Annotated in this window: 21 protein-coding genes and 1 pseudogene; 5 read left to right on the top strand and 17 right to left on the bottom strand. The window is 53.9% G+C overall.

Annotated features, from left to right (window positions below; genetic code table 11):
* Positions 1 to 131: 131 nt before the first annotated feature.
* Positions 132 to 455, top strand: coding sequence for an antibiotic biosynthesis monooxygenase (locus AB8Q18_13100; GenBank protein ID XDZ51097.1), 324 nt, complete (start codon positions 132 to 134; stop codon positions 453 to 455).
* Between the two features lie 52 nt (positions 456 to 507).
* Here AB8Q18_13100 and AB8Q18_13095 read toward each other — a convergent pair whose 3' ends face one another.
* The gene (locus AB8Q18_13095; protein ID XDZ51096.1) at positions 508 to 2,310 is read right to left on the bottom strand and encodes a chorismate-binding protein; all 1,803 of its coding nucleotides are present in this window, start codon (positions 2,308 to 2,310) and stop codon (positions 508 to 510) included.
* Positions 2,311 to 2,463: 153 nt separating this feature from the next.
* Here AB8Q18_13095 and ppk2 point away from each other — a divergent pair, with 153 nt between their 5' ends.
* On the top strand, positions 2,464 to 3,309 hold the full coding sequence (ppk2, locus tag AB8Q18_13090; protein XDZ51095.1) for a polyphosphate kinase 2: 846 nt from the start codon (positions 2,464 to 2,466) through the stop codon (positions 3,307 to 3,309).
* Between the two features lie 142 nt (positions 3,310 to 3,451).
* Here ppk2 and rplS read toward each other — a convergent pair whose 3' ends face one another.
* The 5 genes from rplS to AB8Q18_13065 form a co-directional block, all read right to left on the bottom strand.
* Positions 3,452 to 3,829 (bottom strand): 50S ribosomal protein L19, encoded by a 378-nt coding sequence (rplS, locus tag AB8Q18_13085; protein ID XDZ51094.1) that lies wholly within the window; start codon positions 3,827 to 3,829, stop codon positions 3,452 to 3,454.
* 14 nt (positions 3,830 to 3,843) lie between these two features.
* Complete coding sequence (gene trmD / locus AB8Q18_13080) at positions 3,844 to 4,593, bottom strand: tRNA (guanosine(37)-N1)-methyltransferase TrmD (GenBank protein ID XDZ51093.1); 750 nt, start codon at positions 4,591 to 4,593, stop codon at positions 3,844 to 3,846.
* Complete coding sequence (rimM, locus tag AB8Q18_13075; GenBank protein ID XDZ51092.1) at positions 4,593 to 5,099, bottom strand: ribosome maturation factor RimM; 507 nt, start codon at positions 5,097 to 5,099, stop codon at positions 4,593 to 4,595. The genes trmD and rimM overlap by 1 nt, the downstream gene beginning before the upstream one ends.
* Before the next feature lie 40 nt (positions 5,100 to 5,139).
* Positions 5,140 to 5,388: a 30S ribosomal protein S16 gene (gene rpsP, locus AB8Q18_13070; protein ID XDZ51091.1), complete on the bottom strand. Its 249-nt coding sequence runs from the start codon at positions 5,386 to 5,388 to the stop codon at positions 5,140 to 5,142.
* Between the two features lie 81 nt (positions 5,389 to 5,469).
* Complete coding sequence (locus AB8Q18_13065) at positions 5,470 to 8,178, bottom strand: bifunctional acetate--CoA ligase family protein/GNAT family N-acetyltransferase (GenBank protein XDZ51090.1); 2,709 nt, start codon at positions 8,176 to 8,178, stop codon at positions 5,470 to 5,472.
* Between the two features lie 204 nt (positions 8,179 to 8,382).
* On the opposite strand from AB8Q18_13065, the gene AB8Q18_13060 reads away from it, so the two are divergent.
* Positions 8,383 to 9,369 (top strand): bile acid:sodium symporter family protein, encoded by a 987-nt coding sequence (locus AB8Q18_13060; protein XDZ51089.1) that lies wholly within the window; start codon positions 8,383 to 8,385, stop codon positions 9,367 to 9,369.
* Between the two features lie 53 nt (positions 9,370 to 9,422).
* On the opposite strand, the gene AB8Q18_13055 is transcribed toward AB8Q18_13060, so the two are convergent.
* From AB8Q18_13055 to pilM, 8 genes are all read right to left on the bottom strand, one after another.
* Complete coding sequence (locus AB8Q18_13055; GenBank protein ID XDZ51088.1) at positions 9,423 to 9,857, bottom strand: DUF805 domain-containing protein; 435 nt, start codon at positions 9,855 to 9,857, stop codon at positions 9,423 to 9,425.
* Between the two features lie 66 nt (positions 9,858 to 9,923).
* A complete protein-coding gene (aroB, locus tag AB8Q18_13050; protein XDZ51087.1) occupies positions 9,924 to 11,006 on the bottom strand; it encodes a 3-dehydroquinate synthase in 1,083 nt (360 codons plus the stop codon).
* A complete protein-coding gene (locus AB8Q18_13045; GenBank protein ID XDZ51086.1) occupies positions 11,003 to 11,554 on the bottom strand; it encodes a shikimate kinase in 552 nt (183 codons plus the stop codon). The genes aroB and AB8Q18_13045 overlap by 4 nt, the downstream gene beginning before the upstream one ends.
* A gap of 40 nt (positions 11,555 to 11,594) precedes the next feature.
* Positions 11,595 to 12,914 carry a type IV pilus secretin PilQ gene (gene pilQ / locus AB8Q18_13040; protein ID XDZ51085.1) on the bottom strand — a complete coding sequence of 440 codons (1,320 nt, stop codon included), beginning with the start codon at positions 12,912 to 12,914 and terminating at the stop codon, positions 11,595 to 11,597.
* Between the two features lie 25 nt (positions 12,915 to 12,939).
* Positions 12,940 to 13,410 (bottom strand): pilus assembly protein PilP, encoded by a 471-nt coding sequence (locus AB8Q18_13035; GenBank protein ID XDZ51084.1) that lies wholly within the window; start codon positions 13,408 to 13,410, stop codon positions 12,940 to 12,942.
* Positions 13,397 to 13,993 (bottom strand): hypothetical protein, encoded by a 597-nt coding sequence (locus tag AB8Q18_13030; protein ID XDZ51083.1) that lies wholly within the window; start codon positions 13,991 to 13,993, stop codon positions 13,397 to 13,399. The genes AB8Q18_13035 and AB8Q18_13030 overlap by 14 nt, the downstream gene beginning before the upstream one ends.
* A complete protein-coding gene (locus AB8Q18_13025) occupies positions 13,990 to 14,520 on the bottom strand; it encodes a PilN domain-containing protein (GenBank protein ID XDZ51082.1) in 531 nt (176 codons plus the stop codon). Before AB8Q18_13025 ends, AB8Q18_13030 begins: the two co-directional genes overlap by 4 nt.
* Positions 14,517 to 15,512, bottom strand: a complete 996-nt coding sequence (gene pilM / locus AB8Q18_13020; protein ID XDZ51081.1) for a type IV pilus biogenesis protein PilM — start codon at positions 15,510 to 15,512, stop codon at positions 14,517 to 14,519. Before pilM ends, AB8Q18_13025 begins: the two co-directional genes overlap by 4 nt.
* 119 nt (positions 15,513 to 15,631) lie before the next feature.
* On the opposite strand from pilM, the pseudogene AB8Q18_13015 reads away from it, so the two are divergent.
* Positions 15,632 to 17,875, top strand: a pseudogene (locus tag AB8Q18_13015) (penicillin-binding protein 1A).
* A gap of 202 nt (positions 17,876 to 18,077) precedes the next feature.
* Here AB8Q18_13015 and AB8Q18_13010 read toward each other — a convergent pair.
* Together AB8Q18_13010 and AB8Q18_13005 are read right to left on the bottom strand one after the other, a co-directional pair.
* Positions 18,078 to 18,428 (bottom strand): 50S ribosome-binding protein YggL, encoded by a 351-nt coding sequence (locus tag AB8Q18_13010; protein XDZ51080.1) that lies wholly within the window; start codon positions 18,426 to 18,428, stop codon positions 18,078 to 18,080.
* 117 nt (positions 18,429 to 18,545) lie between these two features.
* Positions 18,546 to 20,507, bottom strand: a complete 1,962-nt coding sequence (locus AB8Q18_13005) for a U32 family peptidase (GenBank protein XDZ51079.1) — start codon at positions 20,505 to 20,507, stop codon at positions 18,546 to 18,548.
* Between the two features lie 280 nt (positions 20,508 to 20,787).
* On the opposite strand from AB8Q18_13005, the gene AB8Q18_13000 reads away from it, so the two are divergent.
* Complete coding sequence (locus tag AB8Q18_13000; GenBank protein ID XDZ51078.1) at positions 20,788 to 22,134, top strand: D-serine ammonia-lyase; 1,347 nt, start codon at positions 20,788 to 20,790, stop codon at positions 22,132 to 22,134.
* Positions 22,135 to 22,189: 55 nt separating this feature from the next.
* Here AB8Q18_13000 and AB8Q18_12995 read toward each other — a convergent pair whose 3' ends face one another.
* Entirely contained in the window at positions 22,190 to 23,224 is a 1,035-nt protein-coding gene (locus tag AB8Q18_12995; GenBank protein XDZ51077.1) for an FUSC family protein, read from the bottom strand.
* Between the last annotated feature and the right edge of the window lie 46 nt (positions 23,225 to 23,270).

The raw sequence follows: 23,270 nt of genomic DNA, 5'->3' as shown, positions 1-23,270 counted from the left end.
GTTTTTTTATGGGCGCGTTGATTGAGGCTAGAAAAAGGCGCGCGGGATGCTGTGGTTTTAATGTAAAGTGGAAGAACCATCGTCTGCGGTTCAGCAGAACGAGGAACATCATGAGTTGATTGGAGGGCAATATGATTGCCAAAACACCCCCACCCCCATATTACGCTGTGATCTTTACGTCTTTATTGAGTGAGGATGACGCTGGCTATGGCCAAATGGCTGAGCGCATGGTTGAGCTGGCTTTAGAACAGCCCGGCTTTTTAGGCGTTGAGTCGGCCCGAGACGGCCTCGGTATCACGGTTTCTTATTGGCAAGATGAGGCATCGATTCGGCAGTGGAAACGCCATGCCGAACACCTGGTGGCTCAAGAAAAAGGGCGCACGCAATGGTATCAAGCGTTTCAAACCCGTATTTGCAAGGTTGAGCGGGATTATGGCCTGGATCAATCGGCTTAAAGGTGGCTGATCCAGGCGGCGACGGTTTACCAAAGGCCTAGGGCGCTTGTGCCTAGGCCTTTTTTGTCACCATCACGCCTCTGAGGGCGTTGACCAAGCGCACGTCGCTTGCTTGGGCCAACATGTCGGTGCTGATGTGGCTTTCCTGCACTGGGCCATCTAAGTAGGCCAATGGATTGGCTAAGATGGCGGCGCGCATGGTGCTGGGCAGGATGTCTAAATCTAGGCTGGGCGTGTGCCACTGGCCGTTGTGTTTGATGAAGACGCAGCTGCGTGCGCCCTCGAGCAAATAGCCGTCTTGGTTGAAAAACAGCATGTCGAAAGCGCCTTCTGCTTCGGCGCGGTGCCAAGCGTCGTCAAAGATGGCGCGGGCGGTGATCTTATGGCGGCGCAGGCCATCGCGGTTAGGCAGGCGTTTGCTGGCCACTAAATAGCGTACCGGTTCGGTCAATGGCAAGAGCGGGCTGTGGCCAAAGCTGAGGCTGCCGTTGGTGTTCAACACCACTTTGAGCCTAAAGGCACCGCTGGGCATGCTGTGTAGATGCGCTTGGATGAGTGCGGCAACGTCATCGGGGCAGCTGAGCCCTACTGCTGCGGCAGAGGCGCATAGGCGTGCCGTGTGATGGCTCAATAGGGCGCACTGATGGTCTTCAACGCGCAGGGTTTCAAAGAGGGCAAAGTCTAGCGGCAGCTGGCGTAAGAAGCGGCTTTTCCAGCCGCACTCTTCGTATTCTAAGGCCGCATCGCTATCTTGGACGATGCCGGAGCCGACGCCCATGATGCCTTGGTAGCTGTGAGGAGCGTCGGTGGGGCTCAGCACTAGGGTACGGATGGCCACCGACAATGTGGCTTTATAGCCTAAGGCATTGCTGGCAGGCTCAATAAAGCCGAGTGAACCGGTATAAATGCCACGGGGTCGCTGTTCTAGCGCCTGAATGATTTTCATGCTTTGGTGCTTAGGCGCGCCAGTAATCGAGCCGCAGGGGAAGGTGGCCTGTAAGATTTGGGCAAAAGACGTATGGGCCGGTAGCTGCGCCTCAACTTTTGACGTCATCTGCCACACTTGGCCAAAGCGGCTAACCTTAAACTGTTCTGGCACGCTGACGCCGCCGACGCTGGCGATGCGGCCTAAGTCATTGCGCAATAGGTCGACAATCATGACGTTCTCGGCGCGGTTTTTAGGGTCTTGCTGTAGGGTCAGCGCGCGCGCCTCATCCTGGCCATCGTCCAAAATGGGGGCGGTGCCTTTCATGGGCTCGGTGCTGATCACGCCATCGTCGTCTACTTTAAGGAACAGCTCCGGTGATAGGGACAGCAGCCATTCGCTCTGTTGGGCGGTGGTGGGCAGATGCGCCACCACGCCATAGGGCACGGGCTGCTTTTGGCGCAGCTTATGGTAGAGCGTGAGCGGGCAGCCGTAAGCGTCGAACAACAGGCGGGTGGTGTAGTTGATCTGATAGGTTTCGCCGCGGCGAATGGCGGCGTGAACGGCGTCAATGTCGGCCAAATAGCGTTCACGCGAGGTGTCGTTGCGCAGATTGAGTAAGCCCGAGGGATGGGCCGATTGGTTGGCGCTGAGCCAGTCTTGGATGGCCGCTTCGGTGTTGAAGTGGGTGCATTTGTCGAACCAATGAATGCGCATCGGTACGGGCGTTTGCGCCAGCTGCATGAGGTCTTGGCCAAACTCGTAGGGCAGCGCTAAAAAAGCGTGCCAGCCCTTCGCCCAGCCTTGGCGCAGGTGTGCGTCTAGCGAGGTTAAATCAGCGGCCTCCAGCACGGTCTGGCTTTGCCAGTGGCTGTATAGGCGAGCGCTGGGCTTATGGGCATCATCGAGAAAGGCAAAAAAAGGCGTCATGACGGCTTAACTCTTCATAAAAAAGGGCCAATAATAGGCTGATTGGGTATTTTCGTTGGCCTAGGGGCTAGGCGTGGCATTTTAGCATGTGTATGATTGATTTAATAATAAGTGGGCACATTTAAAATACTGGTTTCAGCAAGGGAGCGACGCATGCAGGTCAAACAAATTTATAAAAAAACAACAGAGCGCCGCCAAGACCCATCTATGGCTCAATATCCCTATCGTACCCGTATTCGTAAAAAAGATTATGAAAAAGAAATGTCTATTTTACAAATGGAGCTATTAAAGCTGCAAAACTGGGTTAAAGATACGGGCCAGCGGGTAGTGGTTTTGTTTGAGGGCCGCGATGCAGCAGGTAAGGGCGGGACGATTAAACGTTTTATGGAGCATTTAAATCCGCGCGGTGCGCGCGTGGTGGCTCTGGAAAAGCCCAGCGAAAAAGAGCGCCAGCAGTGGTATTTTCAGCGCTACATCGCCCAGCTGCCGACGGCGGGCGAAATGGTATTTTTTGACCGTTCTTGGTATAACCGCGCTGGCGTTGAGCGGGTGATGGGTTTTTGTACGGAAGAAGAGCATCGGCTGTTTTTAAAACAGGCGCCGGTGTTTGAAGAGATGCTGGTTGAAAGCGGCATTTACGTATTCAAGTTTTGGTTCTCGGTGAGCCAAGAAGAGCAAAAAAAGCGCTTTCAGGCGCGTAAAGATGATCCGCTCAAGTATTGGAAGCTGTCGGCCATCGACATTCAGTCTTTGGATTTATGGGATGACTATACGTCGGCTAAATACGTGATGTTTGCCCACACCCACACCCATGTGGCGCCGTGGCTGGTGATTAAGTCGGATGACAAGAAACGCGCCCGCCTAAACTGCATCCGCTATTTCCTCAACGCTTTGCCGTATCCAGACAAGCATTGGCTGGTGAGTGCAGGGCTAGAAGAAGAGATTGTGGCGATGCCAGAATTGTTGGATGGCCATGGCTTTTTACGGGCCGTAGGCTAGTGATGATTGATGGCCTCCGTAGGGTGGCGCAAAGCGAAGCGTGCCCACCTAGGCGATGAGCGCATGAGGGCCAGGCTTAAAGCCAAGCGCCCATAGAAAAACCACCGCAAGCGGTGGTTTCTTTTTATCTGTTGTATCGAACTTAAGCTTTTTTAGCCACGCGACGTGCAGGCAATTTTTCTTTAATACGTGCAGCTTTACCAGTACGGCCACGCAAGTAGTACAATTTAGCGCGACGAACGGCACCGCGACGTTTTACTTCAACGTTGGCAACGGTAGGTGCGTATAGTTGGAACGTACGCTCAACGCCTTCGCCGTTAGAAATTTTACGCACGATGAATGAGCTGTTCAAGCCACGGTTACGGCGTGCAATCACAACACCTTCGTAAGCTTGTAGACGTTCACGGGTACCCTCTTTAACTTTAACCTGTACCACTACGGTATCACCAGGGGCAAAGTCAGGGATGTTTTTGTTCAAGCGAGCGATTTCTTCTTGCTCTAATAGTTGGATCAAATCCATGGATACTACTCCTATTATTGGCTATCTTGTTCCTCTAGGCATTGAGCCAAGAGACCAGATTCCTGTTTTGTTAAGTGTCGATCGCTGAGTAGTTCAGGTCGACGGTTTAAAGTGCGCGACAACGACTGCTTGAGTCGCCATTGGGCAATTAGGGCGTGGTTACCAGAACGTAAAACTTCTGGGACAGCTACCCCTTTAAAAACGTTGGGTCTGGTGTAATGTGGGCAATCGAGTAAGCCGTTAGCAAAAGAATCTTGCTGGGCCGATTGCTCATCGCCTAAAACACCCTCTTTTAAGCGCAGCACTGCATCCATCAGCATCATGGCGGGTAATTCGCCGCCAGACACCACGAAGTCGCCTACGGTAATTTCTTCGTCGACGTAGTGTTCAATCACACGTTCGTCTACGCCTTCATACCGACCACACAGTAAAATCAGGCCATCTTCTTGCGCTAGGCTTTCGGCCTTGGCGTGGGTTAATGGCTCGCCCTGTGGGCTTAAATAGATGACTTTCGCTTCTTTTGCACCGTGCTGTTGCGACTTTGCGTGTTCAATGGCTTTGCCTAGTGGCTCTGCCATCATCACCATACCTGGGCCGCCCCCAAAAGGGCGATCGTCAATATAGCCTTGCGCGTTGTCGGCAAACTGCCGCGGGTTAATGGCGTGAAACTGCCATATGCCTTCTTTGAGTGCACGAGAAGTGACGCCGTACTCAGTTACACTGCAAAACATTTCTGGAAAAATGCTGATGGCTTGAATGTGCATCAGTAATCCAGATCCCAATCCACAAGGATGGTTTGTTCTGCCAATTTTACTTCCAGAACATAGGCTGAAACGAATGGAATCAACACTTGGCCCTGTTCACCTTTGAGCACCAATACATCATTGGCACCGGTTTGCATTAGGTTGGTGACCTTGCCTAAGGCAACTTGTTCTTGGTTGACGACGTTCAGGCCGATCAGATCGGTCCAGTAGTATTCGTCTTCTTCCGTCGGGGCAAATTCGCTACGAGGGACATAAATGGTAAAGCCTTTTAGGGCTTCAGCCTGATCTCTGTCCTCAATGCCGACCAATTTAACTTGGAGTTCGGTACCGGCGACTTTGCCTGCTTCAACCGTGACGTTTTTAGTCACACCGTCTTTTTCCAGCTGCCATTCTTCATAGTCTAGCAAGCTGTCTGAATACTCGGTGCTGGTCGAAATTTTTAACCAACCTCGGACACCAAAAACACCGCGGACAAAGCCCATGCTAACGAGTTTTTCGTTTGACATCGTTGTATTTGCCTTTGGTTAATGCATTAACGCAGAAAAATTAAGCAGCAATTTTTTCTGTTTTAACTAGTTTTGCTACGGTGTCGCTCATTTGTGCGCCTTGTTTGATCCAGTGGTTCAAACGGTCAGCAGCCAAACGTACACGTTCTTGTTTTTCATTGGCAACTGGGTTGTAAAAACCTAGGCGTTCAATGAAACGACCATCGCGAGAGCTGCGAGAATCGGTAACGATGATGTTGTAAAATGGACGGTGTTTAGAACCGCCGCGTGATAAACGAATCACAACCATTAGTCATATCCTTATTGTTCGATAACAGAAAACCGTTGATTTTAGGTCGAATAGACCCCTTAGTGCAAGTCTTTCTTGTGTTTACTTTGATTTTTTTGTGCTTTTTGTGTCTATTAGCGATTTCTCTACCAGACAAATGCTGCCGTCCTCCGGGTCTTTGCTGACGCTAAATCCCAGATTGCGCGTGAGTTTTTGCATGCCGGTGTTGGCGGTCAATATTTCGCCGCGCATCACGCTGAGGCCTTGATCTTTAGCGGCATTAAATAAGAGGTTCATCAGCAAGGTGCCAATGCCTTTGTTTTGCCATTCATCAGCCACCGACATGCCAAATTCACACACTTCAAAGTCAGGATCGGTGACGTAGCGGACAATGCCGAGCATTTCTGGACCGTTTTCGGTGTCGCGTAACATCACCAACGCCATCTCACGGTCGTAGTCGAGCTGGGTAAAGCGCACCAGTACGTTTTGCGACAGCTGCTTAATGCTGGACATGAAGCGGTTGTAGCGGCTTTCGTCGGATAGATTGCGTACAAAGGCCTGTAAGGCTTCGGCGTCTTCTGGACGAGAGGGGCGCACCACCACTTCCGTGCCGTCTTTGAGGGTGGCTTGAGTTTCCAGATTGCTCGGGTAGGGCATGATGGCCATGTGGCTATAGCGCTGGATGGTGGGCAAGGTTTTTTGCAGCACCACGCGTGCGTCTAGCGCCACGGCACCTTTGTCGTCGATGAGGACGGGGTCGATCTCTAATTCCAGAATGTCCGGCAGTTCACACACCATTTCCGATACCCGAATCAGCACGTCTTTTAAGGCTTCATAGTGAATGGGCGGCATGTGTTGGAAGGCGCCCAGCATTTTGCCGATGCGGGTACGGCCGATCATGTCGTCAATCAGCACTTCGTTTAAGGGCGGCAGGGCCAAGGCCGTGTCCTGTTGGATTTCGGCGGTGACGCCGCCGGCGCCAAAGGTGATGACGGGGCCAAAAATAGGATCTTGAGTGACGCCAATCATCACTTCGCGGGCGTTGCGTTTATTCAGCATGGGCTGCACGCTGATGCCGTTGATGCGGGCCTTAGGCTTGGCCGCCAAGGCGCGGGCCATGATGGCTTGATAGGCTTCGGTGAGGTTGGCGTCGTTGGTGACGTTCAGCTCCACGCCACCGATGTCCGATTTATGGAAGAAGTCCGACGAGTCGATCTTCAATACCACGGGATAACCCATTTTATTGGCAATTTTCAGCGCCTGCTCGGCTGATTCGGCCAAGAAGGTTTCGTTAGTGGGGATGTGGAAGGCCTGCAACAGCGATTTAGACAAATGCTCGGGCATGACCTTATTCTTGGCTTTTTTGCCTTGGGTGATGATTTTTTGCGCGCCTTTTAAATCGGGCTTGGCGCGGTTTTCGGTGATGGGGCTGGGGGTTTGTTGCAGCAATAATTGGTTTTGATGGAAGGCCACCAGGTTTTTAAATACGGCAATCGCGTGCTCGGGCGCGCCAAAATGCATGCAGCGCGCTTGGGTAAATAGGGCGCGGCTGGCCTGAACCTTGGCGTCTCCTAACCATGACATCAATAGCGGCTTACTGGTTTCTTGCTGTAGGCTCACCATCATTTGGGCGGTGGTTAAGTGGTCGGTGCCCATTTGCGGGGTGAACAGCACCAGCACGCCGTCGACTTGCTCGTCGTCTAAGCACAGCTTGACCGCCGTTCTAAAACGCAAGGGGCTGGCGTCGCCTAAAATGTCGACAGGGTTATTGCGCGACCAGTTGGGCGGCAATAGGGCGTCGAGAGATTGAATCGTTTCGGGGCTGAGTTCGGCCAAGGCCACGCCGGATGCACGAGCGTTGTCGGCGGCCAGAACGCCTAGGCCAATCCCGTTACACACAATGGCCAAGCGGCGGCCTTTAGCCCTATAGTTGGCGGCCAAAACCTTCACGGCAGTGAACATTTGGGAAATGGTGTCGACCCGCAGGGCACCGGCGCGCGCCAATAGGCTGTCGAATACGTCGGCGCTTTTGATGATTTGGCTGGCGTGAGTGAGGCCTTGGACGTCGTCTTCGAAACGACCAGATTTAATCACCACCACCGGCTTGGCGCGGGTAGCGGCCTTGAGCGCGCTCCAGAAACGGCGGCCCACGCGGACGTGGTGGATGTGCAGCAAAATGGCCTGGGTAGAGCGATCATTCACCAAAAAATCGAGGATTTCACCAAAGTCGATGTCAAAGGCCACTTCGCCCATGGGGATGACGGCAGAAAAACCGACTTCTTTACTGTCGGCCCAGTCCAGCATGGCGGTACAGAGGGCGCTGGATTGGCTGACTAAGGCCAAGTTGCCTGGACGCACCTTGCCGCCGTAAGAGCTGGCGTTAAAGCCGAGTACCGGCCGCATCAAGCCTAAAAGGCTGGGGCCGAGGACGCGGATGCCTTTTTCTTTGGCTAAGGCGATGGCGGCATCGAGGTGTTTTTGGTCTTCGGCGGTGGCGTCGCTGAGGTCTTTACCTAAAAGGATAAAAGGTATGCCTTTGTTGGCACAGTCTTGAATGACTTTAACAAATGAGGGCGCTGGCGTGAGCACAATGGCCAGATCAATCTCGACCTTGAGCTTGCTGACGCTGTTGACGGTGGGTAGGCCACCGACAAAACGATGTTTGATGTTGACGGGGTATAGCTTGCCTTTGAAGTCGCTGCTGAGCAGGTTGGCAAAAACGGTTTGCCCCAGCGATTGCGGGCGGTCACTGGCGCCGATAACGGCCACATGATTGGGACAAATTAAAGAGGTTAAGTAATGGGGTTTCATTGCTTATGTTCCTAATCAAGTAAAGACGACGGCCTGCCTATACCGAATAAGCGGCCAGCTCATCGCTCATGATAAACGATTCAGGTGGACGAAGGTAAATAAAATAAGGGGTTGAGTCGGTCTTTCGTTCGTCGTTATACTGTGTTGAGGGTCGTCATGATGGCAGACGTCTGGCGGCGACACACACAAATACAAAGGATGACGATGAAACTGACCCGTTTTTTGCCCGATAAATTCACCATGGCTTTAATTGGCGCGGTGGTGCTGGCATCGGTCTTGCCCAGTCAAGGGCGTTGGGTGCCGATTATGGACGGCATCACCGTATTGGCCATTGGCCTTTTGTTTTTTTTACATGGCGCCAAGCTGTCGCGCCGCGCCGTTATTGAAGGCATGGGCCATTGGCGTTTGCACAGCGTGGTATTTACCTTTACTTATCTGATTTTCCCACTGTTGATCTGGTTGGGTAAACCCCTTTTGCTCAAGTTAGTGTCACAAGACCTTTATTGGGGACTATTGTATATGGCGCTGTTGCCTTCTACCGTCCAGTCGTCGATTGCGTTTGTGGCGGTGGCGCGCGGTAATGTGCCAGCGGCGATTTGTAGCGCCACGGCGTCAAATATCTTGGGTATCTTCTTAACACCATTGCTGGTGGGGTGGATTATTTTGGGCAGCCAAAGTGATGCAGCACACAGTGGGGCTTTAGAAGCGATTTTGGATATTGTGTATCAGCTCTTATTGCCGTTTATTGCGGGTCAGATCGCCCGCCGCTGGATTGGCGTTTGGGTCGACAAACATAAGCCCGTGCTGGCCTATGTAGATCAAAGCTCGATTTTGCTGGTGGTGTACACCGCGTTTAGTGCGGCGGTGGTGAGTGGGTTGTGGCAGGCGACGCCGTGGGTCGCCTTGGTGAATTTAGTGGTGATCAGCTGTGTGCTGTTGGCTCTGGTTTTGGGCTTGACGCGTTGGGTCAGCACGCTGATGGGCTTTAATAAGGCGGACGAAATCACCATCGTGTTTTGCGGGTCGAAAAAAAGCATGGCCACAGGTATTCCAATGGCGCAGGTATTATTTGCGGGTACTGGGGTGTCAATGGGGGCGATGGTGTTGCCGTTGATGCTGTTTCATCAGATCCAGCTGATGGTGTGTGCAGTCATCGCCGCGCGCTATCAAAAGCGGCTTGGGGACGAATAAGGCACAAAAAACCGCCGTCGAGTGACGGCGGTTTTTTTACGTCTGGCGTGTGCTTAAAGGGTGGGCGCTGGGCCGTATCGATTGCCTTTGGGCTGGCTTTTGATGACACATAAGGCACCAATAATCCCAAAGCCTACGCCATTGCTGGCGCTTTTGAGGCCGAGCAAGGCCAAGATCGGGCCAATGAAAATGATTAACAACACAAACCAGCCGCTCAGGCCTACGTCGTGCAGGCGGCGGATGGTGAGGCAGAGCGTAGCCGGTAGCGTGATGAGCGACCACAGCAGCAGGATGGCTAGGCCGACTTTTTCAACCAGTAAGGGGGTAAAGAGGCGCATCGACACGGCGGCGATGAGGATGAAGGCGATAAGGATTAAAAATTGTGACAGCACGTAAAAGCCAAATTTGCGCGCGGGTGCGCGGCCTTTGTAGTCAAAGGAGTGGTGTTTGACGGTGTCTATATAGTGTTGGGTAAAAAAATTGGCCATGACGTCGGGCTTTACTGGGGTGAAAAAACTCAGCCTTGGACGGGGCCAAGGCTGAAGGATCATGTTTTAGGGGGTGTAGGGCGCTAGGGTTTGCTGCAGCGCCTCGGTGCTGACGTCGGCGCGGATCTCGGCCTGGCCAAGCCGGCTTAGGGTCACAAAACGCAGCTGTCCTTGGCTTACTTTTTTATCGTGGCTCATGTGGGCCAGCCAGCGATCAAAGCCAAACACGGGTGGTTCTGTTGGCAGGCCGGCGCGTTGCAAGAGGGCAATGACGCGTTCGGTGTCGGCGCGGTTTAAGGTGCCTAAGGTTTCGGACAGGCGGCAGGCCAAAACCATGCCGGTGGCGACGGCTTCGCCGTGGAGCCAAGTGCCAAAGCCTAGTTCGGCTTCGATGGCGTGGCCAAAGGTATGGCCTAGGTTGAGCCAGGCGCGCACGCCCTGTTCGGTCTCGTCTTTGGCCACGATTTCGGCCTTCATGCGGCAGCTGGTTTCAACGGCGTAGGCCAGCGCTTCAGGTTTTTGCGCCATTAAGTCGTCGATATTGGCTTCTAGCCAAGCCAGAAAGTCACGGTCGCCTAATAGGCCATATTTAATCACTTCGGCTAGGCCAGCGGCAAATTCACGCGGGGGTAAGGTGTTCAAAGTGCTCATGTCGGCCAGAACCGCTTGGGGTTGATAAAACGCCCCAATCATGTTTTTGCCCAGAGGGTGATTAATGGCGGTTTTGCCGCCTACCGATGAGTCAACCTGACTGAGTAAAGTGGTGGGGATTTGAATAAACGGCGCGCCGCGTTGGTAGGTTGCGGCAGCAAAGCCGACCATGTCGCCAATCACGCCGCCCCCTAGAGCAATCAGCGTGGTTTTGCGTTCGGCGTGTTGGTTTAACAGGCCGTCAAAAATCAGGTTTAAGGTGTCCCAGGTTTTGTACGCTTCGCCATCGGGTAGGGTGATCACAAAATAGGCTTGGCCTAAGGCAGTCAAGGCAGCTTCAAGCTTAGCTAGATACAAGGGCGCCACGGTGGTGTTGGTGATGATGGCGGCCTGATGGCTAAGGTAGGGCTTGAGGGTGTGGGTCAAATCATCGAATAGGTTTTGACCAATGAATATCGGGTATTGGTGGGAAGGCGTGGCAACGTTTAAGGTAATCATGGGTTCTTAAGCTGATGATGTTCCTGAATTGAATGCATGAGTTTTTGCATCAATGCTTGGATGGTTGGGCCATTGGCGTCAACAACAATGTGGGCCACTTCTTTATATAAGTGGTCGCGTTCCGCCATTAAGGTGTTGAGCCGCTCTCTGGGGTTGCTGGTTTGCAGCAAGGGTCGAGATTTATCATACCGCGTTCGCTTCAAAATAGCATCCACGCTGGCGCGCAAATAAATGACGGTGCCACGGTTTTTCAAGGCCTGACGGTTTTCTTCATGGAGGACAGCGCCGCCACCCGTGGCCAAGACAATGTTGTCGAGCTGGGTGAGGTGGTCGATGGCTTCTTTTTCACGACAGCGAAAGCCAGCTTCGCCCTCTACCTCGAAGATGGTGGTGACGGCTACGCCGCAACGATCAACGATGACGTGATCAGAGTCATAAAAGGTTTTACCCAGTAGCAAAGCGAGCTGCTTGCCTACTGTGGTTTTGCCTGCGCCCATGGGGCCAACCAGAAAAAAATTGCCGGTCAATTGATTTACCCGTTTGTCCATGAGCAGTATTTTAACCGAACTTATGGCGGCTGTCTGTTGATTATTGAGCCTCTGTGGGTATTTTGTCGACGAGGATATTGGGGGTGAGAAAAATCACCAATTCTTGCCGATTTTGCTGCTGTTGTTTGGCTTGAAATAGGCGCCCTAAAAGGGGAAGGTCGCCTAAGATGGGGACTTTTTGGACGCCGTCGCTGCTGCTTTCTTCATAGATGCCGCCGATGACCAAGGTGCTGCCGTCTGCGATCATGACTTGGGTGTTGATGCTTTTAATCGAGAGAGCGCCATTGCCTTTGGGACTGTCTTTATTGATGGCAATGGCCATGATGACTTGATTGTCCGGCGTGATGTAGGGGGTAACCTGAAGGCTGAGTACGGCTTTTTTAAATAAGGTGGTGCTGACGTAGCTGTCGGCTTCGCGGTAGGGCAGCTCATCGCCCGATTCAATCGTCGCAGTTTGGCGGTCGGCGGTGAGAATGCGTGGGCTAGACAAGATCTGCCCTTTATTTTCTAACTGCATGGCGCTGAGTTCGAGGCCGAGTAAGAAATGAGCACCGCGCCCGAATACCGATAGGGCAGCCTGATTGCTGGGGCCGCTGAGATTGAGGTTGGGGCGCAGCTGTTGCAGTTGCCATGGCGTACTGCCGCCGTCGTCTTGGCCTTGGTCAGTCTCTGGCCAAGGGCCACCGATTTGGAGGCGATGGTTTTGAAATGCCGCACCCAGCTTGAGGCCGAGTTCTTGGGCGAAACCATCAGAGGCTTCGATGATGTGGGCTTGGATCAAAACTTGCCGTTTGGGACGGTCGAGTTGAGATATGAGGCTGGCCACATCGGCATGCACGGCGGCCGTGTCGTAGACAATGAGCATATTGTTGCCGGGGTCGACGTAAGCTTGGCCATTGGGGCTGAGGAGGTGGCGGGCGGCTCGGTCGGCGCTGTTGAGGTTGAAAATAGTTGCCAGCTCGGCCACGTCTTTATAGTTGAGCTGAAAAATTGCCGAACTGAGCGTGGGCTCGGAGGGGGTGTGGGTGGGCGAGATGGGCCGTAAGGGGACGGCTTGTGGGCCAATATACAGCGCCGAGCCTTGGCGAGTGGCGCTGAGCTGGTGTTGCTGTAACAGCTGCTTAAACCCTGTTTGCCACGGCATTTGATCGAGCGATAGGGTGACGCTGCCTCTGAGGCCTTCGGCCAGAATTAAGTCGACATCGGCTACTTGGGCCAATAAGGTCAAGGCTGACGACAGTGGCATCGCCTGAAATTGGAGGGTGATCGGGGTTTGAATATTGGGCGTTTGGGCGTGGCTCAGCGTCGACATCAGGGACAGCGTGGCGGCCAAAAAAATGGGGTGGCAGAAGAGGCGCATAGGGTGGGCATTTCTCATTAAAGGTTTAGGGCGGTGCCGCGCTAAGGGGCAGCTGTAACGGTGCTGCATCGGGCTGGCGCGGCATGAGGGTGAGCGCCGCCTGATCAATACGCTCAAGCGACCAATGTTCTAAGCCCAGTAAGCTGCCTTGGCTGGCTAAGTGTATGCCGCTAGGGGTGTAGATGATGGCCCAGCGTTGATCTGGCGTACTGATGGTGCCGACGTAACGAAGCTGGGCAATGGGATAAAACACCAAGGCCTGTTCGGCAGATTCGGGGCGGCGTGCTTCGGGGCTAAATAAGGTCAGGAGGGCCGGTGTGTCGTGGTCTAAGGCATAGGGCTGCTCAGTATTGGGCCAGGCCGGTAAGGGGGGCGCGGTCTGGGTGTTGAGGCTGTGCTGCCAAGCTTTGAGGTCAGCGGGTTCATGTGTGCAGCCGCCAAGCGCCAGCGCTAGACTCATCTGGAAGAGGCTACGCCCAGACTTAAAGCGTGGCATCAGCGGCCTCCACGTCAGTGGGGTCGGGCGGTAATCTTAAGGTGTGTAGCTGAGCCTCTAAGGTCAACTGCGGCGGTTGATGGTTAGGCGCTAAGCTCAGGTGTAGGCGGGTCAGAATCAAGCCTTCTGGATGGTGGCTAAATGCCTGAATCAATCCCAAAACGGCCGCCACCTCGCCGCTGCCGCTGAGCAGATAAGGATGGGCCTGTAGGTCTCCAAGCATGTCGATGGGCAATGGGCGGGCTTGGCTGAGCGTCACATTGTGGGTGGCCAGTAGCTGGTGTAAGGGTGGGGCAAGGTCAACTGGGACCGCCGTGGGTAGCCGCGCTTGCTGTTGGCGCAGTGCCGCTTCGGCCAGCGGCTGGCGCGCCAGCCATAGGGGTAGTTGTTGGGCCTGCTGCCAAGTGCGCTCATAAGCCTCTCGCTGTTGTGGCTCTTGCCGCTGGGCTTGCTGATAGGCCGTCCACAGCGGCCGCCATAAGGCTAAGGCGGCCAAGAGAAGGATGAAGACGGCCACCGCCAGCAGGCCGCAATACTGCTGCCAAGGGGGAGATTGCGCCCATTTTGGCCACGGCGCCTTCATGGTTGCGCCATCTGTACGCTGAGGGCAAAGGCCCAAGCGTCGGCTTGCTGTTGGCTGGACAAAAGGGTGGCGTGATTGAGCCACGGGGTTTGGTTCAGGTCGGTCATCAGTAGGGCGATGGCTTCATGGCTATGGGACAAGCCTTCTAAGGTGAGGTAGGGCGGTTGCCACGCCAGCTGGGTGAGGTGGAGGCTAGGGGGCAGTAAAGCCTGTAGCTGGGTGAGTAGAAACCACGGCAAGGCTTGCTGTGCCATGAGGTGGGCCAGTTCGGCCTGCTGCGCTTGTTGTGCGGCGATCTGGGCGCTCAGTGCTTGGCTGTGCTGAGCGTCGACGGCAAGGTTGGCGGTGAGCCGCTGTAAGTAGGCGTGACGCTGCTGCTGTTGCCACAACAGCCCCCAGGAAATGAGGGCAATGCCGAGGCTTAGGCCGACAGCGGCGGCTATGACGGTGCAGGCCTTGTGCTTGAGCACGTCCGCTGCCGCACGCTGCTGCGCCAGACGATGGGGTAAAAGATTGAGGCGAATCATGGTGGGGCACCATCTAGCGCCCTGAGGGCGAGGCCAAAAGTAATGAGGAGGTCGGGGGCGTGCTCGTTGAGGGCCTGTGCTGTGAACGGTGGGCTAGCAGCCAAGGCGGTGACGGGGTGGGCGCAGATAAGGGGCACGCTGAGGCTTTTAGCAATGGCGTGGCGAAAGTTAGGGTTTAGGCTGTGTCGCCCCGTGAGGTAGGCATGGGCTACCGGGGCGTTGTGGGTGGCGTGAAAACTTTGCCAGCACTGTAGGATAAAGTCGCGGGCTTGAACGGGCTCGGGATGTTCTGGTGTGTCGATGAGGGGCGTGTTGGCGTGGTGAATTAACCGCTGTCGCTGACTAAACAACACGCTTAAATCAGTTGGGCGGGCGTGAATCAGCAGCAATACTTGATCCATCTGCGTGGGCGCCTGGCGCTGTAGCCAAAAATACCACGCGTTCAAGGCGGCGAACGGCTCGACGTCAAGGCAACTTAGGTGCAGCTGTAGGGCTTGGGCCACTCTTTGGTAGTGGTGTACCGCATCAAGATGAGCGTAACACAATAGATATAAAGGGGAACTGTCTGGCGTGGCGACGTCTAAGCATTGGTAGTCCATGGCGACTGAATCTGGTGCAACCTCCTGCGCTAAGGCAGCGTAGGCCTGCTCGTCTAGGGTTTGATCAGGCGCGGGCAGGTGCCGGTATTGATGCTGTACCAGTGCCGAGGGCAACGCCAAAACCAGTGAAGGTGTTGGCGTGGGCAATAAAGGCGCCAAAGCACTGAGGCTGGCTTCGGTTAAGCCCCAAGGCGTGGCCGCCAGCGGTAAATGGCTGACGTGGGCGTGCAGTTGTATGGTTAAGGCGCCGTCGTGGCCACGGCGTAACTGCAACGCGTGAATTTGAGTGGCCTCATGGCTGACCCCAATCGCCATGCTGGCAGGCTCAAACGGTGGCGTAGAGCGCCAGAGACGCCATTGAGTGTGCAGGTGCTTTTTAAACTGAGCAAACATGTGGTTACTCCCAGGTAACGACTGTTGTATTTTTACTTTTAAGATTTAGATTTTGCATTCGGGTGCCTTTAAATTTATACTGCCTGCAATGCTTATATCCCTATGGTTAATAACTATTTATGCTTAAACGACTCTTCACAACGCTTATCGGCCTCATTCTTGGCTTTGCCATTTTGGGCGCCGGCATCGTGGCGATCGCGGTTTTAGTCACCTATCCAAGATTACCCAAATTGGATATTGTGACCAATTATAAACCCAAAATGCCTTTGGAAATATATACTTCTGATGGAAAATTAATTGGCCTCTATGGCGAAGAGCGTCGCTCGTTCACCAAAATCCAAGATTTTCCAGACAATCTTAAAAATGCCGTGATGGCCGCCGAAGACAAGCGCTTTTATGAGCACTGGGGCGTGGACGTGGTGGGCATTTCGCGCGCCATGGTGGGCAATATGGTTTCTGGTGGGGTGCGTTCTGGTGCCAGTACCATCACGCAGCAAGTGGCTAAAAACTTCTTTTTGACCAATGAGCGCACGTTCACGCGTAAGTTTAACGAAGCCTTATTGGCGTATAAAATTGAGCAACAGCTGAGTAAAGATGAAATTCTAGAGCTGTATTTCAACCAAATTTACTTGGGCCAGCGTGCCTATGGTTTTGCCGCCGCGGCCCATACCTATTTTGGTAAGCCTGTGTCGCAGCTGACCTTGGGCGAGGCCACCATGTTGGCCGGTTTGCCTAAAGCCCCATCGGCGTTTAACCCTATCGTGAATCCGAAGCGGGCGCAGCAACGCCAGGCTTATATTTTGAACAATATGCAAGAATTGGGCATGATTACCGAAGCCGAGCGTCAAGCGGCTTTAAGTGAACAGTTGAAATACACCAAATTCCAAAGCGGCATTGATCAAAACGCCCTGTACGTGGCCGAAATGGCGCGTCAGTCTATGGTGGATAAATACGGTGAAGAAGCCTATACCAACGGTTTTAAGGTCTACACCACGGTTAACAGCGTGAATCAAACCGCGGCCACTAAGGCTTTTCGCCAAGGCATGCTGAATTTTGATAAATCACAGCGCTATCGCGGGGCCGAAGACTTTATTGATCTGAAAAAGCTGGATTCGAAAAACCTCTACATCGAACTGGATGAGATTTTAGACGGTCATTACGACTTAGAAGGCATGCGCCCTGCTGTGGTGCTGAAAGCCACAGGTTCAGTAGTTGAGGCCTACGTTAAAGGCGGTAAGTTAGCCACGATTCAAGGCAATGGTTTGACCTTTGCCAAGGCCGCTATTGGCGCCAGCAAAATGGGCGACAAGCAAATTCAGCCGGGTGCCTTGATCCGCATTCAGGCCGCCAATAGCGAAAGCAGCAATCCGTTCTGGAAAATCGTCCAGGTGCCAGAAGCAGAGGGCGCGCTGGTGTCGGTGGATCCGAAAACCGGTGCCGTACAGGCATTGGTGGGTGGCTTTGACTTCCACAAGCGCTCCTTTAACCGTGCGGCTCAGGCATGGCGTCAACCTGGCTCGACCTTTAAGCCCTTTATTTATTCTGCCGGCCTAGAGCGTGGTTTGACGGCGGCAACGCCGATTAACGATGCACCGATTGCCATTCCGGGTATGGGGGCCAACGGCGGCGTATGGCGTCCGAAAAACTCGAATAATAAATATTCTGGCTACATCCCTATGCGTGAAGCCTTGGTGTACTCGAAAAACATGGTGACCATTCGCGTGTTGATGGCGGTGGGCATGCCGTTTGCCAAAGAGTACATTCAGCGCTTTGGCTTTAACGCCAAAGATCACCCAGCCTCTTATTCGATGGCTTTGGGGGCAGGCTCGGTGACGCCGATGCAAATGGCTCAGGCTTATTCAGTCTTTGCTAACGGTGGCTATCGTGTGGCACCTTACGTGATCGATCGTATTTATGAAGGGGATCATTTACGGGCGCAAACCCAACCGCTGGTGGCGGGTGCCACGGCGAAACTGGTGATCGACCCACGTAACGCCTTCATCATGACCAACATCATGCAGGAAATCACCAAGCGTGGTACCGCTTCACGTGCTTCGGTCTTGGGCCGTTCAGACATTGCCGGTAAAACGGGTACCACCAACGAAGGTAAAGATGCTTGGTTTACTGGCTATACGCCAGACTTGGTCAGCGTGGTGTATGTGGGCTACGACAAGCCTCGCAGCTTAGGCCGTTTAGGCTACGGTGGTTTGGCGGCCTTGCCGATTTGGATTGACTACATGCGTACCGCGCTTAAAGGTAAGCCTGTTGTGGCGCCTAAAGTGCCTGAAGGCTTGGTTCGTCATGGCAATGAATACTTCTATCAAGAGTATCAGCGCACCAATCCATCTTTGGCTTTGGACAACCGCAGTGAAGGTGGGCCAAGCGGTGGCGGCTCGGCACCTAAAGAAGGTGGCGGTAGTGAGCCTGATTCGGAAGCCCCGCCAACCGTGGCCGCACCGCCAGCCAATAGCGAAGCCATCGACAGCCTGTTCTAAAGAGGCCGTTCGCAGCGCGCACAAAAAAGCCCTTGAGTCACTCAAGGGCTTTTTTTATGCTGACGTGGGCTTAGTCGTACCAAGCGTCCACGAATTCGCTTACTTGTACGTCTTCAATGTGCGAGAAGGTGGCCAATAAGTCGATGACTTTTTGGCGAGACTCAGCGCTGATCACTTGACGGTTCAGCGGCATGACCATGCCTTCAAACAGCTGACCATTGCAGTAGCCGCCAAAGGTGGCGCCTTCATCGTCGACTAAAGACAAAACGGCGTCTAGGGTGCTGTCGATTAGCTGTGGATCGGTGTCGGCTTTAAATTGGAAAAGAATGCCAAAGCCCAGTTCTTGGTAAGCACCCACGAGTAATTTTTTTTGCTGACGTTTGTTTAAACGAGACAAACGGTTTTTGGATTGACGGTTCATGATTTCAAACAGACTTTCATTAAGGATAAAAAACTTCAGCCCTTAGTTTAGCTGAAAAAACCCCCTGTCGTGTAGTCTAATTTCACGACAGGGGGCCGTTTGGGGCCAGAAATGCGCCTAGTGAGGGGCGCGAATGGTCTTTTTAAGGTCTTCGGGCGAGATTGAACCGAGCACGCTGCCGGCCAGCGGTGTGTTCAAAATGTGGCCTTTAATCTTACCGATTACGTGCATTTCACAAGGCTTGCAGTCGAATTTAAGGGTCAGCACCTCATCGTTGTGCACCAGCTGCATAGGCGTGACCTTGGTGCGCACGCCTTGAACGCCTTTGGCCTGCTTCGGGCACAGATTAAACGCAAAGCGCAGGCAGTGTTTGGTGATCATCACCGGCACGTCGCCTTTTTCTTCATGGGCTTCATAGGCGGCATCGATAAGGGCCACGCCGTGTTGCTCATAAAACCCGCGTGCCTTGTGGTTGTATACGTTGGCCAAGAAGGTGAGATGGGTTTCAGGGTAGACCGGTGCCGGCACGGCTTCAGGCTTGCGGCTGCCGCGCGGATGGGCTGCTATGCGTTCATGGGTTAGCGCATCGATGACGTCGCGGCGCAAGGCTTTGAGCTGGGCGTTGGGTACGAAATAGGCCGTCAGTAAATCAATCTGAATGTCGTTGGCTAGGTAAGGCGTTTGGCCTAGCTTGCTGATGCCGTCGCGCAGGTTTTGCCAGGCTTTTTCGGGTTGGGTGGCCTCTGCAAACGGGCCGTTGATACTGGCGCTGACGTAGACGCCCTCTTCGCTGGTGGCGCTTAAGGTGAGTTGGTTGGCGTGGCCGCTGAGGTGTAAGTCGACGCCGATTTTACGCTCACTGGATTTCTTGGTTAAAGCCTGCTGCCAGTTGTGGTCAAGGTTGCGGTTTAATGGATGTTCAGGGCGTAGCTTGGCGAAGTCGGCCAGCATTTCATTTGGATAGACACGGTAGTGTAGCGGGCTGATTTCTTTGACTTCATTGGCCCGAAAGCCCACGATGTCGCGCTTGATCATCACGTTGAGACCATCGCCATTGGTTAACGGGTCGGTGGTTTTGACTTCTAAATGGTCTTTGTGTACGCGCACCACTTCACCAACCGGTAGGCCGATGAATTTGGGCGAATCAAAGGCCCCAATGTCAATTTTACGGTCTTGCACAAAATAGTCGGTGCTGCCGCGGTGGAAGGTCTTGTCGGTTGAGGGCACGAAAAAGTGTTCGGTTAGGCCGCTGGACGCACGGGCTAAATCGGGGCGATCCAATAAAATGCCGTCGAGGATTTGGCGATAATGGGCAGTGATGTTTTTAACGTAGTTCATGTCTTTATAACGCCCTTCAATTTTGAAGGAGCGCACGCCGGCATTGACTAAGGCCAACATGTTTTGGCTTTGATCGTTGTCTTTCATCGACAGTAAGTGTTTGTCGAAGGCCACTACGCGACCTTGGTCGTCTTTTAAAGTGTAGGGCAGGCGACAGGCTTGGGAACAGTCACCGCGGTTGGCGCTGCGGCCGGTTTGGGCGTGAGAGATATTGCACTGGCCAGAATAGGCCACGCACAGCGCACCGTGAATAAAGAATTCAATGGTGGCGTCAACCTGGCTGCTGATGGCTTGAATCTCTTGTAAATTTAATTCGCGCGCCAACACCAGTTGGGAAAACCCAACCTGGGATAAGAATTTGGCCTTATCTACGCCGCGAATGTCACACTGAGTGCTGGCGTGTAGCTCAATCGGCGGAATGTCTAGAGCCAGAATCCCCATGTCTTGCACAATTAATGCGTCTACGCCGGCTTCGTAAAGGTCGATGATGAGTTCGCGCGCAGGCTCTAGCTCATTGTCGTGCAAAATGGTGTTGAGGGTCACAAACACGCGGGCGTGAAATAAGTGCGCAAAGCTGACCAAGTCGGCAATGTCTTTGAGCTCGTTGCTGGCGTTGTGGCGTGCGCCAAAGCTGGGGCCGCCAATGTAAACGGCGTCGGCGCCGTGGAGAATGGCTTCTTTAGCGATGGTGACGTCGCGAGCGGGGCTAAGTAATTCAAGCTGGTGAGCGGGCAAAGACATGGACAAAACTCGTAAAGATAAAGAATAAGGGGGGTATTGTAGACAATATTGGCCGCCTAGGGCAAAAACCACGCGGATTTGCCTGCTAGAAGCGCGCGGAAGTGTGGGGTTTATGGTGTTTTTATGACGACAGAACAAATGCTTAGCAGGGTTTTGAACGGGCGGTTTCTACTTTTTGTTGCGGCCTGAAGCCGACTGGTTTAGGCTTGCCTTGAGGCAGACGATGCCGACACACACAGGCCAAGTGGCCAAATAAAATAATCATCAGGATGAGGATCATATGGCATTGATGGATGAAGCAACAAAACGCGCTTGGCTGGATGGCCATCCGCTGTTACAGGCGTTGGTCGATTTAACCGAAACGGAATGGTTTAACCCTAATGTAGCGCCAGCGGCAGTGGGCTTGGCCAAGGTAGGCTTGAGTGCGGCCGACGTGGCCGATGCCAGCGCGCGCTTAAAGCGGTTTGCGCCCTATTTGGCCGAAGTATTTCCCGATACCCGTGCCCAGGCAGGGGTGGTCGAATCTCCACTGCTGGCGGTTTCAGCATTGCAGCACCAGTTGGGCGAGCGCTATAGTCAAAATATGGCCGGTCAGCTATGGCTTAAGCGTGACAGCCACTTGCCGATCAGTGGCTCAATTAAGGCGCGTGGCGGTATTTATGAAGTCTTGAAACAGGCCGAAACCTTAGCCTTGGCCTCGGGCAAGCTGGATTTAACCGATGATTATCGCGTCTTAAACAGTGATGAGTGGCGTGCTTTTTTTAGTCAGTACAGCATTGCCGTAGGGTCTACCGGTAACTTAGGGCTGTCCATCGGCATCATGAGTGCCCAATTAGGCTTTAAGGTCAGCGTGCACATGTCTGCCGATGCGCGCCAATGGAAGAAAGACAAGCTACGCGCCCACGGCGTGAACGTGGTCGAATATGCGGCGGATTACTCCAAAGCCGTGGAGATGGGCCGTGCCGAAGCCGATAATAATCCTTATTGCCACTTCATCGACGACGAGCACTCAACCGATTTATTCTTGGGCTACGCCGTGGCGGCCGAGCGTCTGGCGGGGCAGCTACAGGCCATGGCCGTCAAAGTGGACGCTGAGCATCCTTTGTTTGTGTATTTACCCTGTGGTGTGGGCGGTGGCCCTGGCGGTATCGCCTTTGGTTTGAAGCTGCTATTTGGTGACCATGTTCATTGTGTTTTTGCTGAGCCAACGCACGCGCCGTGCATGATGTTGGGGGTGTACACCGATCTGCATGAGCAAATCAGCGTGCAAGATTTGGGCATCGATCAAACCACGGTGGCCGATGGTTTGGCCGTGGGCCGCGCTTCGGGCTTTGTCGGGCGGGCGATGGGGCCGTTATTGGATGGCTATTACACCATTGCCGACGACGAGCTGTTCCGCTTGATTGCCTTGGCTAATCAGACCGAAGGCGTGGAGATGGAGCCTTCAGCCGCAGCAGGGCTGGCGGGCATGGCTCGAGTATTGGGTGATGCTGATTATATAGCCCGTTTAGGCTATGGTCAGCAGCAGTTGGCTTATGCCACCCACATTGCCTGGGTGACCGGTGGCAGTATGGTGCCAGCGGCAGAAATGCAGGCTTATTTGGCTCAGGGGCGTGATCTACTCTAGCACGTGTTTGACGCTCATCGTGAACCCTTGCATGGCCATGTCCAGCAGGGGTTTTTTATGGCCGTCGCCAAGGCTGTTGTATGAGGCGAAAAAACAATTCTAGCTGCGTGGTGGAAAGGGCGGCGGCGCAGCCAATGAAGGTTGCCAGTAGACGCCCTCGTAACACCGTTAGGCTGTCGGCTTCAGCCGGTAGACTGAGGGTCGCCAGCAGCAGAATGAAGCTGGTGAGGCAGGCGGTACCTAAGGTGGGGTGTAGCTGGAGTGCGGGCCAGCGTAGTGTGGCCACCGTCAGCGCAGCCACGAGTAAGGTGAGGGGGTGTGGGTGGAAGCTAACGACGGCGACCACGCAGAAGACGCCTAATAAGGTGCCACTCACCCGTTCAGAAATGCGGGAGGCGCTGTTGCGGACGTCGTTTTGCAGTACGATGAGGATGGTGATAATGGCCCAGTAGGGGTAGTCATTACCAGTGAAGCCACAGATTAGGTAAGCCAGTGCAATGCTACAGCCTGTGGCCAGGGCAAAGTAATGGTGTTTGTATGCTTGGCGATAACTGCGCCATAACGAGCGGCGAATAGAGGGCGTGTTTAATGGTGTTGCGTGGTAAGTGAGTAAGTCCCAGCTAAGCGATACCAGCCATGCCCACGTTAGGCTGCTGAGGGTGAGGGTAATGTCAAAACCAGTAATGGGGGCAACCGCAAAGCCAAATGCTAGGCCATAGCCTAAAAAACGGGTGGCGGTGATGAGGTGGCTGTGACGTTTTTCGACTAGGCCATAAAGGTAGCCAATGACGATGGCTAAGCCAAAGAACAGCCAGGTGGATGCCCAGAGGCTAAATGTGCCCAATAGGGCGCCAAGAATGAGAAAGCCAGGGCCTACTGCCATGTAACGTAGGCGTATGAAGGCTGGGCCGCCCACGTCTCCTGAGAATCCCAGTAGGCCACCCAGGCTTAAATACAAGACCCAGCTCCCCATTTCATATTGATAGGCCAGCAACAGCGGCGTGCCCACGGTGATCAAAAAGCGTAGGGTGCGGTGTTTGAGCGTGCGCGAAGGCGGTGGGCGTAAAGGCGTGGCAATCGTAGGCAGCATGATGACCTCATCAGTAGATGAGCATCATCATACGCCGTCGGCTGGG

This window comes from Neisseriaceae bacterium CLB008, assembly GCA_041228285.1.
Classification (GTDB): Bacteria; Pseudomonadota; Gammaproteobacteria; order Burkholderiales; family Neisseriaceae; genus JAGNPU01.
This window is presented reverse-complemented; position numbering and strand designations above follow the sequence as displayed.